Source organism: Arenibacter algicola (assembly GCF_000733925.1).
Taxonomy (GTDB): Bacteria; Bacteroidota; Bacteroidia; order Flavobacteriales; family Flavobacteriaceae; genus Arenibacter; species Arenibacter algicola.
In genome coordinates this window covers 1,409,562-1,424,564 of the sequence record NZ_JPOO01000001.1, presented here as the reverse complement: position 1 = coordinate 1,424,564, position 15,003 = coordinate 1,409,562, and the positions used below count along the sequence as shown (strand labels likewise).

Annotated in this window: 9 protein-coding genes and 2 tRNA genes; 3 read left to right on the top strand and 8 right to left on the bottom strand. The window is 40.7% G+C overall.

What is annotated here, in order from left to right:
* Positions 1-683: 683 nt before the first annotated feature.
* The 6 genes from U735_RS24455 to U735_RS0106225 form a co-directional block, all read right to left on the bottom strand.
* Positions 684-1,337 carry a transposase gene (locus tag U735_RS24455; protein ID WP_232233184.1) on the bottom strand — a complete coding sequence of 218 codons (654 nt, stop codon included), beginning with the start codon at positions 1,335-1,337 and terminating at the stop codon, positions 684-686.
* A 10-nt stretch (positions 1,338-1,347) separates the two neighbouring features.
* Complete coding sequence (locus U735_RS25935; RefSeq protein WP_232233182.1) at positions 1,348-1,680, bottom strand: IS110 family transposase; 333 nt, start codon at positions 1,678-1,680, stop codon at positions 1,348-1,350.
* Positions 1,681-1,937: 257 nt separating this feature from the next.
* The gene (locus tag U735_RS0106240; protein ID WP_083260601.1) at positions 1,938-3,239 is read right to left on the bottom strand and encodes a site-specific integrase; all 1,302 of its coding nucleotides are present in this window, start codon (positions 3,237-3,239) and stop codon (positions 1,938-1,940) included.
* Between the two features lie 226 nt (positions 3,240-3,465).
* Positions 3,466-3,540: transfer RNA gene (locus U735_RS0106235), tRNA-Pro, on the bottom strand.
* Positions 3,541-3,721: 181 nt separating this feature from the next.
* Positions 3,722-3,805, bottom strand: a tRNA-Ser gene (locus U735_RS0106230).
* Between the two features lie 155 nt (positions 3,806-3,960).
* The gene (locus U735_RS0106225; RefSeq protein WP_031443005.1) at positions 3,961-6,009 is read right to left on the bottom strand and encodes an HD family phosphohydrolase; all 2,049 of its coding nucleotides are present in this window, start codon (positions 6,007-6,009) and stop codon (positions 3,961-3,963) included.
* Between the two features lie 236 nt (positions 6,010-6,245).
* Here U735_RS0106225 and U735_RS0106220 point away from each other — a divergent pair, with 236 nt between their 5' ends.
* Together U735_RS0106220 and U735_RS0106215 are read left to right on the top strand one after the other, a co-directional pair.
* Positions 6,246-7,421, top strand: a complete 1,176-nt coding sequence (locus tag U735_RS0106220; RefSeq protein WP_031443004.1) for an acetyl-CoA C-acyltransferase — start codon at positions 6,246-6,248, stop codon at positions 7,419-7,421.
* A gap of 22 nt (positions 7,422-7,443) precedes the next feature.
* A complete protein-coding gene (locus tag U735_RS0106215; RefSeq protein ID WP_031443003.1) occupies positions 7,444-8,196 on the top strand; it encodes a C40 family peptidase in 753 nt (250 codons plus the stop codon).
* 56 nt (positions 8,197-8,252) lie between these two features.
* On the opposite strand, the gene U735_RS0106210 is transcribed toward U735_RS0106215, so the two are convergent.
* On the bottom strand, positions 8,253-9,515 hold the full coding sequence (locus U735_RS0106210; protein ID WP_031443002.1) for a tetratricopeptide repeat protein: 1,263 nt from the start codon (positions 9,513-9,515) through the stop codon (positions 8,253-8,255).
* A gap of 43 nt (positions 9,516-9,558) precedes the next feature.
* Positions 9,559-12,090: a DNA gyrase subunit A gene (gyrA, locus tag U735_RS0106205; RefSeq protein WP_031443001.1), complete on the bottom strand. Its 2,532-nt coding sequence runs from the start codon at positions 12,088-12,090 to the stop codon at positions 9,559-9,561.
* A gap of 257 nt (positions 12,091-12,347) precedes the next feature.
* On the opposite strand from gyrA, the gene U735_RS0106200 reads away from it, so the two are divergent.
* Positions 12,348-14,900 carry an ATP-dependent Clp protease ATP-binding subunit gene (locus U735_RS0106200; protein WP_031443000.1) on the top strand — a complete coding sequence of 851 codons (2,553 nt, stop codon included), beginning with the start codon at positions 12,348-12,350 and terminating at the stop codon, positions 14,898-14,900.
* Positions 14,901-15,003: the final 103 nt, after the last annotated feature.

The following is a 15,003-nucleotide window of genomic DNA, read 5'->3' as shown; positions in this document are numbered from 1 at the left end:
CCAATACGATTTCTGTAATAAAATTAACCATAGTCTACAGATTTTATTTTAGACCATGCCTATTCTAAGAATCAAATCAATTGCATTTATTGCTGAAACGCAAAAATAATCGATGATCTGCAGGCCAATGATGTGTAACTATCCATTTGTGTGGTGAGCAGTTATTTGCCAGGATGGATAACTTGATATAACTTCCAATATATTGCAGCATTACCTTTTTTTTGAGCAACTAAAAGTTAAAAATTTACTTAATCCTTCCGAAAGTGTTTTGTGACATGCAAACTGGCCGACAAAAATGTAATTTGGTTCGACCAATTTACTTATCATTATATTTGTTAAGCACAAATACACTATTCCAATATAGAAATCTGTGATAATTTTACCTAAATCTTGAATAAGTGGAGTTCACTCGAATAAGCTGCTCACTGTAGATTTGAGGGTTTAAACGCCGTATGTTGGATCTTTTTACAAATAGTCCAACTCAGCTAATTCGTTTAAACTCAAAATTTCATTTAAATCTTGCAGGAATACTAAATATTCCTCTCCGTTGGAGCCGTATAACATGGTAAGTATTCTATGGACTTTCCAAATAAAATTTCATTATTTTTTTAATTGGTCGATTATTTCCCCCTCAATACACCCCATCCTTTTTGTGGGGGGCGATATTGAGGGGAAAATAATTTTTAAGAGGCGTATTTCCATAGGTCAACGTATGGTGTGTCCCGATTGATTACGGCGAATACCCGTGATATAAGCTTGTTCCGTATGACGTTCACTGTGCTCATTTTGCTTTTCCCTTCTGCCAGTCTACGGAAATAATAATCCTTTATTTCCATGTTATAGCAGATCGACGATTTGGCACACATATCGAGCAGACTTTTCATCTTCTTATTGGCCAGATGGCTTACACGGGTCGTCCCTCTTAGACTGGTTCCCGATCGATTGGGAAAGGGAGCCACTCCGCAATATGCAGAAAACTGTCGGGCATTCCTGAATTTGGTAAAGGCCCCTGTATATACCAATAGGAACAGGGCAGCTTGATCGCCAATGCATTTTATTGTCTTCAGTAGAACAAATATATGATCGAGTTCAGGGCTACTTTTTATGATCTGTTGCATTTCATTTTCGATTTCCTTGATCTGTTTTGAGAGCTCCCTGATCATCCTGTCCTGGACTTTGAAAAGAAGTTCGCTGTCCTTTCGTTTGAGGATGTCCTTTTGTTCCCTTGAACTTGCCTTGTAGCCGGCCCTTTGCCTTACAAGACGGTCCCTAAGGGAAAGTAGTTTTTTTGATGGACCTGATTTCTTTCGACTGCGCAAGGGAAGGTCGTATCTCATCCCGCAGCCTTTAGGCATACAGAGCAATCTTGGAGGCATCGATCCGATCGTCCTTTCCCCTTGCGATCCCCAAGGATCTTTTTATTTCCAATCCCGAGATCATGGCATGGGGAATGTCCCTTTCGGAAAGATATTCCGATAGCCGTTCCGAATAGAGGCCCGTGTGTTCGAAGGCTATAAAAATATGCTCCTTTGGGTGGGGGCTGGATCTGTAGCCCCATTTGAGCAGTTGGGCAAAGCCTTTGTTCGAGTTTTCGAAGGTTGCCAGTTCCTGGTTGCTGTGAATGCAGACATCAAGGGTCACTTTACTGACATCGATGCCGATGGTTTCCATGATTTTCATAACTTTATCCTGTTTAGATGGTTACGTTGACTAAAACCTTTAGCAGGTAAATTCCTAAAATTCTATATGGTCCTTGTAACCGGGTTAGAAAAGAATGGGGACTAATACTTACCCTAGGCCGTTAACCTAGATTTGGGGTTAGTTCACCCCATTCTTTTTTGAATAAGCTAAAGTTATGGACATTTTTGGAAGTATAAGTCTCCCCCAAACCCCCTCTTTTCACCATCATCATTATCCTTTTTAGCTTATTTATCTAATTAAGCTAATCTAAAGGATTTGGAGTCGATAGTCCTTATCTCTCGTTCCCCATTTTTATCTTTCTTTTCAACCGCACTTTGGCTCTCCCTTTCCTTAAACCTCATCAATAGATTGCCGATATCCTCACTTATCTTGGACTCCACTACCCTAGCGTATATCTGGGTGGTGGACAATTTGGTATGGCCCAAAAGTTTTGAGACCGTTTCAATGGGTACCCCATTGGACAACATGACGGTCGTGGCAAAGGTATGTCGGGCCACATGGAAGGTAATGTTCTTATAGACTCCGCATGCTCCTGCTATTTCCTTGAGATAAGTATTTACCTTCTGGTTGGAACAAATGGGAAGCAATCCATTGTGAGTAGGATAATCCCTATACTTTTCCAAAATCTCCCATGCTTGGGGAAGAATAGGAATTTTGACCAGCTCGTCGGTTTTTTCCCGTTTGGTATAAATCCAGTTCCGGTCATCTATCCCCTTGGTGATCTTATCCCAAGTAAGTTCCTTTACATCCACATAGGAAAGTCCGGTATAACAGGAAAACACAAAACAGTCCTTTACATATTGCAATCTGTCCTGTTTGAATTCCGTTTCCTCTATAAGCCTTAATTCCCTTTGGGTCAGGAACACCCGGTCGAATTTGTTGAACTTCAATTGGAACCTGTCAAAAGGGTTTTTATTTACCCATTCCAGTTTCACGGCAAGGTTTACCATCTTCTTGAACCGTTCCAAATGTTTCATCACCCCATTATTGTTAAGGCACAGCTGTTTCTTTTTGTCCGTGCACCTCCTTAAATAATGTTCCAGGTCCAGTATAAAACGATAGTTGAGCTGCTTCAGGTGGATATCCTCCTGTTTGTACTTGCTCTTTAAAAATCGCTTTAGGTATTTTTCCGTGGTATAGTAGTTCTTCATGGTGCCAGGCTTCAGGACATGGACCATGTTCCCGTTGTGATATTCGATAAGGTCCATCAAGGTCCTACTAACCTCATCTTCACCCAGGAAACGCATTTTAATAGCATTGGAGGAAACTATCTTGTCCTCTTGGACAAGTTGGGCATGGCACTGTAGCAATTTGGCCTGCACCTGGTCCAAATAGGTGTTCAGGTTACGGATCTCCTCCGACCTGCCCTTGCCCCTGCCCTTGATGCAATCCCATTGCCCTGCATCGATCTTTCGCTTTAAACTGATCTCCGCACGTTTGCCCAAAATGGTGATACGTACATAAATGGATAGAAGGTTTGCTACACTTCTTGATTTTCTTGTAAAAAAGATTACCGTAAAGGTCTGGTTTGTTTTCATTTGAAACGGCTTTAGTTAGACAATGATCACTAAGGAAAAAAGTCAAATACTACCTAAAGTTCTTTCAAGTTACTACAATTTCAGTGAACCGTTGCACACCGATTTGCACACCGAATTAGGTGTGCACATATGATATCATTTGATATCAAAGAAAATGTGTAAAAACAAAAAACACTGAAAATCAATTGATTAACAGTGTTTTTGCTACTACCTATTTCTAGGTTCGTCGGGGTGGCAGGATTCGAACCTGCGACCTCCGCGTCCCAAACGCGGCGCGATAACCGGGCTACGCTACACCCCGAACTAGTTATCTATTTTCTTTCTTGGGGTGGTCACGCCTCAAGCGTGACGACCTCCGCGTCCCAAACGCGGTTCAATAATAACGCCTTGCGTTACAAACCGGGCGAGACCTGCCACGCTATAGGCCTGGTACTCCCCCAAAATGGTTAAAACCATCTCATCAATACTACTCTAAAAAAAAGCGGAGAGACAGGGACTCGAACCCTGGCGACAGTTACCCGTCGACAGATTAGCAATCTGCTCCGTTACCACTCCGGCACCTCTCCAATAATTTTAAAGCTCACGCATTAAAAATGCGGTTGCAAATGTACTTTTTCATTCATAAGAACGCAACAATTTTTCGATTTTTTTTTACTTGTTCTTTCGAATCAGCCATTTATTTAACTTATCTCATTAAGCTTCAAACAATTCTAGAAACCCACTACTCCGGATATTCTACCCTTAAATGGTAAATATTGACCAATTTCTGTTTCAAAATCTTCTTTATCGCTTCTATTTCCTTGAAAGTTATATTGGCATTTAAAAACTGGTCAGCCTTGATTTGACCTTCAATAATTCTTTCAACAAATTCATCGATTATCAAAAAAGTGGGGTTCTTTAGACTCTTGGAAGCAGCTTCCACAGAATCTGCCATCATTAAAATGGCGGTTTCCTTTGAAAAAGGAATCGGTCCGGGATATCTAAAATCCTCTTCATTTACCTCTCCTTCCATAGCCTCCTGCTTTTTGTAAAAATAAAAGACCAGTGAAGTTCCATGATGGGTCCGTATAAAATCTATTACACGATCTGGAACTTTATTCTTCCTTGCTATTTCTATGCCTTCAATGACATGGTTAATAATTATGGCCGCAGCATCCCTAGGCTCCAAGTCATCGTGAGGGTTAACATTTGTAACCTGGTTTTCCGTAAAATAGGTAGGGTTGTTCATTTTACCAATATCATGGTACAACGCCCCTACCCTCACCAGCATGGCATTGGCCCCAATTTCATTGGCCGCAGCTTCAGCCAAATTGGCTACCTGAAGGGAATGATGAAAGGTTCCAGGAGCTTTATTGGACAACTCCTTCAATAATTTGGAATTGGTATCGGACAACTCCAATAAGGAAACATCGGACACCAAACCAAATATTTTCTCATGAATATAAATTAATGGCTGAACGAACAGTGTAATCATTCCATTCAAGAAAAAATACCCAAAAGCCATCCAGTGTATATCTTCCAGATTACCCTCATGGATCATATGAAAAGCAAAATAACCAATAATATAAATCAGTGTTATTTGACCTACCGATATAAATAAATTAGCCCTTTTATAAAGTTCGGATACAGACAAGATGGTAACAATACCGGCCAAAGTTTGGAGAAATATATACTCAAAACTGTTGGGCACTACAAAACCCAAAATTAATACGGTAAGAACATGAACAAAGAGGCCCATCCTTGCATCAAAAAATGTCTTGAGGACCAAGGGCAAAATGCACAATGGAACCACAAAAACATACTCTACATCATATTTGACCACCATAGTGGTCAAAAATACCATGATAAGAATATTAACTATTATAAAGGTGACCTTTGTATTGTCTTTAAAGATTTCCAGACGATATTTTTTAAGAAAAAGGAAGAACATCATTAATACCATTGCCACCAATACGGTATAGCCGAACAGTATAAAATATTGGTTATTTTCTTCCCATAATTCCGACTCAAATTCACTTTTCAACGAATCCAACACCCTAACGTCCTCCTGCTCCACAACTTCCCCTTTGGCAATAATAAGCTTGCCCTCGTCCACATTTCCCAAAGTATAGGAAATCTTCGAATATTCGGACTCCAACTCCTTATTGGACAGATCAGCGTCAAAACTAACATTGGGTTTTATAAAATTGAAGAACACTTCCTGAAAAGAAGGCTCATAAGCCGATAAATTGCCTTGGGCAAGTTTTTTCCTAACAACGCCCTCTACCTCAGATAGACTATATACATCATCAAAATTTAGTTTAGTGGCTTCATTATTCTTAACCAAGTAAAGACTATTGCTAGTGCTCCTCCGCTCTATTTTGGACAGAATACCATTCGCATATAGATCCGCCAAAACGTCATTGGCAACATCTTTGATCCTTTCAAGTTCATTCTGGTTAAAACTGGAGGAATTAAAAGCCTTACCCAGCTCCCTGCCAATTGTGCTGTCTACTTCGGCCACAATACCGGAGTCATAATAATAGTAGTCTATATGATTGCTTTCTATTTTCTCCTTTTCCTTTATAATTTCTTCCTCGCCCTTATTTATGGAAAAATCAAATGGAGCATAAAAATTATTGTATTGCCATGGCTTGCCCTTTTGGTATTCGTATTTAAACTTTCCGCCACGTGGAAAAAAGAATACAATAAAGAAAACAGCCGAGAAATATAAAAAATACTTATAAACCAGGGAGTGATTTTTATAAAGGCTGTCCAAAAAAGTGCGCATACGGTAAGTATATATAGTCAAAAATAGAAAAATATAAACTTAAAATGATACTTTACCCAAATAACACCACTTTTGAAACCTACTTATAAAATTTAACCAACAGGCGTAGGCTTTATTTCATCTATTACCAATCCCCAAAAGCAGTTGCAGATTCAGAAATAACTTGGAATATTCTAGCGTTGCACACCTCATTGCGCATTAATTTCTTAAATTCGCAGATAATAAAAATGAACTTGATGAAAGATGTTGTGATCGTTTCCGCTGTTAGAACACCAATAGGAAGCTTTATGGGAGCATTGTCCACCATTACGGCACCAGAACTTGGCGCTATCGCCATTAAAGGCGCATTAAGCAAAATAAAATTGGATCCTTCCCAAGTAGAGGAAGTTCTAATGGGAAACGTTGTGCAGGCAGGAGCCGGTCAGGCACCAGCTAGACAAGCCGCCATCTATGCCGGCATACCCAATACAGTACCCTGTACTACAATCAACAAAGTATGTGCCTCGGGAATGAAATCGGTGATGATGGCCGCCCAGTCCATAGCATTGGGAGACAACAGTATTGTTGTTGCGGGGGGTATGGAAAACATGAGCCTAATACCCCATTACATCCACTTAAGAAGTGGACATAAATTTGGGCCCAGCACATTGATCGATGGCATGCAAAAAGATGGACTTGTGGATGCCTATGACCAGCAAGCCATGGGAACATGTGCGGACGCCTGCGCTATTGAATATAAATTTAGCAGGGAAGACCAAGATAATTTTGCAATTCAATCCTACCAAAGATCTGCGGATGCCTGGGCAGGTGGAAAATTTACCAATGAAGTAGTACCCGTTGAAGTTCCGCAAAGAAGGGGCGAACCAATTTTGGTAACTGAAGACGAAGAATTTAAAAATGTTAAACTGGATAAGATTCCCGGATTACGCCCTGCGTTTTCCAAGGACGGCACGGTAACGGCTGCGAACGCCTCCACCATCAACGATGGTGCAGCGGCCTTGGTACTAATGAGCAGTGAAAAAGCGAAAGAGCTGGGATTAAAGCCTTTGGCTACTATAAAAAGCTATGCCGATGCGGCCCAAGAACCAAAGTGGTTCACAACAGCGCCGGCAAAAGCCCTTCCAAAAGCCTTGTCCAAAGCCGGCATCGGCATGGAAGAAGTTGATTATTTTGAATTTAATGAAGCCTTTTCGGTAGTTGGCCTGGCCAATATGAAAATACTTGGCCTTACCGATAAAAATGTAAATGTGAATGGAGGAGCCGTTTCTTTGGGTCACCCCCTAGGTTGTTCAGGGGCAAGGATCATTATTACATTACTCAACGTACTGGATCAAAACAAAGCTAAAATAGGAGCAGCGGCCATTTGTAATGGTGGCGGTGGCGCTTCTGCAATAATTATAGAAAGAAATTAATAAGTTCTTGTAAAGCAAGCCCATGCAATACGGTATTTGCCACCTTAGTATTGTCCCAATACGTTCCGTTGCAGACGACACCAGCGAAATGGTTTCCCAGCTTTTGTACGGGGAACATTTTAAGGTATTGGATCAAAGAAAAAAATGGAGCAAGATCCGCAACGCTTTCGATAATTTTGAAGGCTGGGTCAGCAATCAGCAATTCACCCTTATAGACGAAGACCTATTTAAAGAATTGGAAAGTCTGGAATCAACAAAAGTATCTTCCGAACTTATTTCATTTATAGAAACAGAGAACAATGTACTGCTTCCTATTGTGCTAGGATCTTGTATACCACAAAATTGTCCTCTAAATCACAAATTCGATGGCTCGTTCACAATCGGAAAACAAGATAAAGACCAACTCGTAAACAAAGCTCTCCTCTATTTAAACGCACCTTATCTATGGGGAGGAAAAACCACTTTTGGCATTGATGGTCCGGGATTTACCCAAATGACCTATAAAACAAACGGCTATCGTTTACTCAGGGGAGCCCAACAGCAATCTACCCAAGGGGAGGCTTTAAGTTTTATTGAAGAAAGTGAACCGGGAGATCTGGCCTTTTTCGACAATAACGAAGGCACTATAGACCACGTAGGAATTATCATGGAGAACAACTATGTTATCCATTCCTTTGGTAAGGTCAGAATAGACCGAATTGACCATACGGGAATTTTCAATACCGAAACAAATACCTATACCCATAAACTAAGGGTAATCAAAAAAATCATATAAAAAAGGGCCATCGTTTTGCGATAGCCCTTTAAAATATTCTTGAAAAGTGTTATTTATTACTCTCCGGTAAGCTTTTTAAGGCGTAAGAAGTTTTCATTATCTCCCAAAGCACCATAAATATTCTTTAATTGTGAAAGTATACTTTGATTGTCCGGGTTCAATTTTAGTGCATCCTCCAAGATTATAGCCCCATCACGGAACAAGCTATCCTTTTTCTCCTTTAACTCATCATATCTAGCGATATCTTTTTTGGAATTTCCAAGTGAATTCATTTCATCTATCAGGCCATTTCCTTCATTGACATACGTGGTAGACAGGTTCAATTGCGCATTCACATATCCTGGATTAATTTCGATTGCCCTTTTATAAGCTTTCCTTGCGTCTTCAATTAACCCTTGTTCCATATTGATGACACCAACATTGTAGAACAAATCCGGGTTATCAGGAGCAACTTCAGAAGCTTCTGCCATTAAAGCCTTAAATTTCTCCTTATCGCCCATCTTATAGTAAAGGTTGGCCTCGTTCAGGATCAAGTTCACATCTTTTGGGTCTTTTGCCCTAGCATCCTTATAGGCCTCCAAGGCATTGTCATCTTGACCCAATTGTGTATAAATCAAGGCAATATTCTTAACAATTTCCGTAGTTTTTGAAGGAGTCTTCTCGTCCACTGGATCCTTATAGGCACCAGATTTAACCATTAGCTCTCTTTGGGTTTTCTCCATCTCTTCTACTTCACCAGTAGACACGTTGGTAGCCTTGTAGACCATTCCGCCTCCATCATAACCCAAATCTTTTAACTCGTTGTAATATTTTAGCGCCTTCTCATAATGCCCTCCATTTACAGCACTACTGGCCGCATAATAAAGATAAACAGTATCCTGTGGGCTTAATTGGTAACCCATATAGAGTTTACCGGCCGCTTCCTCGTAGTTTTTATTGTTGTTATCTTCTACAGCAGAATTAATAAGGTCGGCAGTCATGCCAGAAAGTTTTTCCTTGGCATCCGATCCGTACTTGGCCTTACCACTCTTCTCCTCTACTTCACTTACTTTTTTAAAGGAAGAAATAGCTTCATCAAAAGCACCGGCGGTGCCTTTTTTGGCCAGTTCGGCATAAGCAGTTCCCCTCAAAAAGTAATATTGGGCCTGCATTTTTTCATCTGCACTGGCAATTAGTGAAGATGCACCATCCAATGCTGTTTTCGCAGCCATGGCATCGCCCGACTTTAACGCTTTATCAGCCGTTTTGATCTCATCCTTTTGAGCAATTCCGACTACCGAAAAAAACATAGTCGAGAGTATTAAAATATTTGTTTTCATTTCAAATTAAATTTACTTATTAGTGTTTATTCGTGTTTAAATGTTATTCTTTGGTTTCCGCATTATCATTATCAAGAGCCGTGCCATCTTCTTCTTTGGCATCTACCTCTAGGTCTGCAATGTCATCTATTTCATCTTCGTCCTTCATCACTTTAGCCACAGCCGCAATGGAATCGTTGCCTTTAATATTAATGAGTCGAACACCCTGTGTTGCCCTACCCATTACCCTTAAATCCTCAACACTCATCCTAATCGCGATGCCCGATTTATTGATAATCATTAAATCATCTGAGTCCGAAACATTTTTAATAGCTACCAATCCACCTGTTTTGTCGGTAATGGAAATGGTCTTCACCCCTTTACCTCCTCTGTTGGTGATTCTATAGTCTTCAATACTGGAACGTTTTCCGTACCCATTCTCCGACACTACCAATATTTCCTCTTCAAAATTATGTACGGCCACCATTCCTATTACCTCATCGTTATCATGTGCCAAGGTAATTCCACGAACACCGGAGGCATTTCTACCCATAGGTCTCGTCTTTACCTCCTCGAACCTAATGGCCTTACCGGACTTTAATCCCAGGAATATCTGACTGGCACCTGTAGTGAGTTTAGCTTCCAAAAGTTCATCGTCCTCACGGACGCTTATTGCATTGATACCATTCTGTCTTGGCCTTGAGTATTGCTCCAAAGAGGTCTTTTTAACGATACCCTTTTTCGTGGCCATAATAACATAATGACTGTTTACATATTCCTCATCCTTCAAATCCTGTGTACATATGAAGGCTTTCACCATATCATCGTTCTCAATATTGATCAAGTTTTGGATAGCACGGCCTTTGGAAGTTTTGGTTCCCTCCGGAATTTCATAGACCCGCATCCAGAAACATTTACCCTTTTGGGTAAAGAACAACATATATTGGTGGTTAGTACCCACGAAAAGGTGTTCCAAGAAATCTTCATTTCTGGTGGAAGATGCTTTTTGACCAACACCACCCCTGTTTTGGGTCTTATATTCTGAAAGGGGTGTTCTTTTAATATAACCGGCGTGGGAAATGGTAATTACCACTTGCTCATCAGGAATCATATCCTCCATACTTAAGTCACCACCGGCAAAATTTATTTCGGAACGACGGTTATCTCCATACTTGTCCTTAACCTCCAAGAGCTCATCCTTAATGATCTGCATCCTACGCTCTTTCTTGGCAAGAATATCCTTTAAATCGGCAATGGTCAATATTATCTCCTCGTATTCCGACCTTAATTTATCCTGCTCCAGACCTGTCAATTGGCGTAAACGCATTTCAACAATGGCCTTTGCCTGGATTTCACTAAGCTTAAAGCGCTCCATAAGCTTTTCCCTGGCCTCATCAGCATTGGAAGAAGCTCTTATGATAGCAATTACCTCGTCTATATTATCCGAGGCTATAATAAGTCCTTCTAAGATGTGCGCCCTGTCTTCCGCCTTCTTAAGCTCAAACTCTGTACGCCTTACTACTACCTCATGGCGGTGCTCCACAAAATAGTGGATCATCTCCTTAACATTCAACAATTGCGGTCTTCCCTTTACCAGTGCAATGTTATTAACACTAAAAGAGGACTGTAACGAAGTATATTTGTACAACGTATTTAGAACGATATTTGGAATAGCATCCCTTTTAAGGATATATACGATACGCATACCGTTCCTATCCGATTCGTCCCTAATGGTAGAAATACCTTCTATCTTTTTTTCATTGACAAGATCGGCAGTCTTCTTGATCATGTCCGCCTTGTTGATCTGATATGGAATTTCAGTCACTACAATACTCTCCCGTCCCTGAACTTCCTCAAAATTGGCTTTCGCCCTCATTACCACACGACCACGTCCTGTATGAAAGGCCTCCTTAACCCCATCATAGCCATAAATTATACCACCTGTTGGAAAATCCGGCGCTTTGATATGGGTAATAAGCTCATCGATCTCAATATCGTTATTGTCAATATAGGCTACGGTACCGTCAACTACTTCGGAAAGGTTGTGGGGTGGCATATTGGTCGCCATACCTACTGCAATACCCGAGGCACCATTGATCAATAAATTAGGTATTCTGGTAGGGAGTACCGTTGGCTCTTGCAAGGAATCATCAAAATTCAATTGATGATCCACCGTATCCTTATCTATATCGGCCAACATATCATCCGCAATTTTACGCATACGGGCCTCCGTATAACGCATAGCTGCAGGACTGTCACCATCAACGGAACCAAAGTTTCCCTGGCCATCGACCAACATATACCTTAAACTCCACTCCTGAGCCATACGCACCATGGAATCATAAACAGAAGTATCCCCGTGTGGATGATACTTACCTAATACTTCCCCGACAATACGCGCGGATTTTTTATGGGCACTATTAGATCTAACACCTAACTCATGCATTCCGAACAAAACCCTTCTATGCACTGGCTTTAAACCATCCCTAACATCTGGCAGGGCACGTGACACAATGACCGACATTGAGTAATCAATGTAGGCAGATTTCATTTCATCTTCAATGTTAATCGGAATTAATTTTTCTCCTTCTGCCATTTAAAATCTTCTATTTATTTTTAGTTAAAAAAGCAGGACAATATACGTAAAATCGATACTATACAAGTACTTAGGACATACTTTTGTGAAGAATTTATTAACACTTCAAATATGAGGTTGGCATATCTATTTGATTGTTAATTTTTTTGCAAATAATGGCTTATTTCGTCAAATCGACCACCTTTAACGAATATTAGGTATAGTATTTGCCATAGATTGATATAGATTTACTATTTTTAAAGTTGAAAGGATATTTTATGGACGACAATTTTTCCCCTAGAGTAAAAGATGTTATTGCTTACAGTAAGGAAGAGGCCTTAAGACTAGGCCACGACTTCATTGGAACCGAGCATTTAATGCTGGGATTACTGCGGGACGGTAATGGAAAAGCAATAAGCATTTTAGACGCATTGGACGTAGACTTGGATCACTTGAGAAGAAAAGTGGAGATATTAAGTCCCGCCAATCCAAATGCTGGCGCTGCACAAAAGGACAAAAAGAACCTGCATCTGACCAGACAGGCGGAGCGTGCACTGAAAACAACATTTTTGGAAGCTAAATTATTTCAAAGCTCCTCTATCAATACGGCCCATTTATTACTATGTATTTTACGTAATGAAAACGACCCTACGACAAAATTATTACATAAATTAAAAGTGGACTATGACGGAGTAAAAGACCAGTTTAAATCAATGATAACAAGTGATGATGATTATATAGACTCTCCTACCTCGGAATCTTTTCCCAGTGATTCCGATGAGCCCAGTGAGGAAAAGGAAGGCACTTTTGGCACTTCCGGTACCGGGCAAAAGGGAAGCAAAAAATCGAAAACCCCCGTATTGGACAATTTTGGTCGCGACCTGACCAAAATGGCAGAAGAAAACAAATTGGATCCCGTAGTGGGCCGTGAAAAGGAAATTGAAAGGGTTTCCCAAATTCTTAGCAGAAGAAAAAAGAACAATCCTCTGCTGATAGGAGAGCCCGGTGTTGGTAAAAGTGCCATTGCCGAAGGCCTAGCCCTGAGGATAATCAACAAGAAAGTTTCCAGAATCCTTTACAATAAAAGGGTAGTGACTCTGGATTTGGCTTCTTTGGTAGCCGGTACCAAATACCGTGGCCAGTTTGAAGAGCGAATGAAGGCGGTTATGAACGAACTGGAAAAAAACGACGATGTTATCCTGTTCATAGATGAGATCCACACTATAGTTGGGGCCGGTGGCGCCACAGGCAGTTTGGATGCTTCCAATATGTTTAAGCCAGCACTGGCCAGAGGTGAAATTCAATGTATAGGAGCCACTACTTTGGACGAGTACAGACAATATATAGAAAAAGATGGCGCTCTGGAAAGACGGTTTCAAAAGGTAATCGTAGAGCCTACCACTGTAACCGAGACCATTGAGATCTTAAAAAATATCAAAGGCAAATACGAGGATCACCATAACGTTATATACACCGATGAGGCCATAATTGCCTGTGTAAAACTTACCAACAGGTATATGACGGACAGATATTTACCGGACAAGGCCATTGATGCCCTGGACGAGGCAGGTTCTCGAGTTCATATCGTTAATATGGATGTTCCAAAACAAATTTTGGAACTGGAAAAACAGTTGGAAGACGTTCGTGAACTAAAAAATACGGTCGTTAAAAAACAGAAATACGAGGAAGCCGCCAAACTAAGGGACGATGAAAAACGAATAGAGAAAGATTTGGCCATTGCCCAAGAACGATGGGAGGAAGACAGTAAGCTCCACAAAGAAACAGTTACTGAAGACAATGTTGCGGACGTGGTCTCCATGATGAGCGGTATTCCCGTAAACAGGATTGCACAAACAGAAAGCAACAAACTGGCCGAATTGCCAAAACTGATCAAGAGCAATGTAATTGGTCAGGACGAAGCAGTTGCCAAAGTTGCCAAAGCAATCCAACGTAACCGGGCCGGTCTAAAAGATCCGAACAAACCTATTGGTTCCTTCATCTTTTTAGGGCAGACAGGGGTAGGTAAAACACAACTTGCCAAAATACTGGCCAAGGAGTTATTCGATTCAGAGGACGCCTTGATCAGAGTGGATATGAGTGAATATATGGAGAAATTTGCCATATCAAGACTTGTTGGTGCACCTCCAGGATATGTCGGATACGAAGAAGGCGGACAGTTGACCGAAAAGGTACGCCGTAAGCCCTATTCCGTTATTCTGTTGGACGAAATTGAAAAGGCACATCCAGATGTATTCAATATGCTTCTACAAGTGCTGGATGATGGTTATTTAACGGATAGTCTTGGTAGAAAGATCGATTTCAGAAATACGATCATCATAATGACCTCCAACATTGGAGCAAGACAGTTAAAGGATTTTGGCCAAGGAGTTGGTTTTGGAACTTCCGCAAAAAAGGCACAGGCAGACACCCATCAAAAAAGTGTTATCGAAAACGCCCTAAAGAAGGCCTTTGCTCCGGAATTCTTAAACAGAATAGACGACGTTGTTGTATTTAACGCTCTGGAACGTGAAGATATCCACAGGATAATCGATATTGAGCTGAAGAAACTATACCTCAGGATCAAGGATATTGGATATGATTTGCAGCTAACAGATAAGGCCAAGGATTATATTGCCGAAAAAGGCTTTGACAAACAATACGGTGCCAGGCCACTTAAAAGAGCAATTCAAAAATATATTGAGGATGCTCTGGCGGAAGAAATCGTAAATTCCAAATTGGAGGAAGGCGATACTATTCATATGGATCTTGACGAGGCCAAGGAAGAGCTCACCATTAAGATCAAAAAAGCAGAAAAGTCGTCCAAAACCTAAATTGGATATCTATAATTAACACAAAAAAGGAGTAGCAAAACGCTACTCCTTTTTTTATTTATTCCCCCAGGTTTGTAAGAAATAAAACACAGTAAGCCCATTT

Bases quoted from the DNA above. Each gene is read 5' to 3' on its own strand.
- U735_RS24455 (WP_232233184.1), bottom strand. From the start codon at position 1,337: ATGAGATACGACCTTCCCTTGCGCAGTCGAAAGAAATCAGGTCCATCA.
- U735_RS0106200 (WP_031443000.1), top strand. From the start codon at position 12,348: ATGGACGACAATTTTTCCCCTAGAGTAAAAGATGTTATTGCTTACAGT.
- U735_RS0106215 (WP_031443003.1), top strand. From the start codon at position 7,444: ATGCAATACGGTATTTGCCACCTTAGTATTGTCCCAATACGTTCCGTT.
- U735_RS0106220 (WP_031443004.1), top strand. From the start codon at position 6,246: ATGAAAGATGTTGTGATCGTTTCCGCTGTTAGAACACCAATAGGAAGC.
- U735_RS0106210 (WP_031443002.1), bottom strand. From the start codon at position 9,515: ATGAAAACAAATATTTTAATACTCTCGACTATGTTTTTTTCGGTAGTC.
- gyrA (WP_031443001.1), bottom strand. From the start codon at position 12,090: ATGGCAGAAGGAGAAAAATTAATTCCGATTAACATTGAAGATGAAATG.
- U735_RS0106240 (WP_083260601.1), bottom strand. From the start codon at position 3,239: ATGAAAACAAACCAGACCTTTACGGTAATCTTTTTTACAAGAAAATCA.
- U735_RS0106225 (WP_031443005.1), bottom strand. From the start codon at position 6,009: ATGCGCACTTTTTTGGACAGCCTTTATAAAAATCACTCCCTGGTTTAT.
- U735_RS25935 (WP_232233182.1), bottom strand. From the start codon at position 1,680: ATGAAAATCATGGAAACCATCGGCATCGATGTCAGTAAAGTGACCCTT.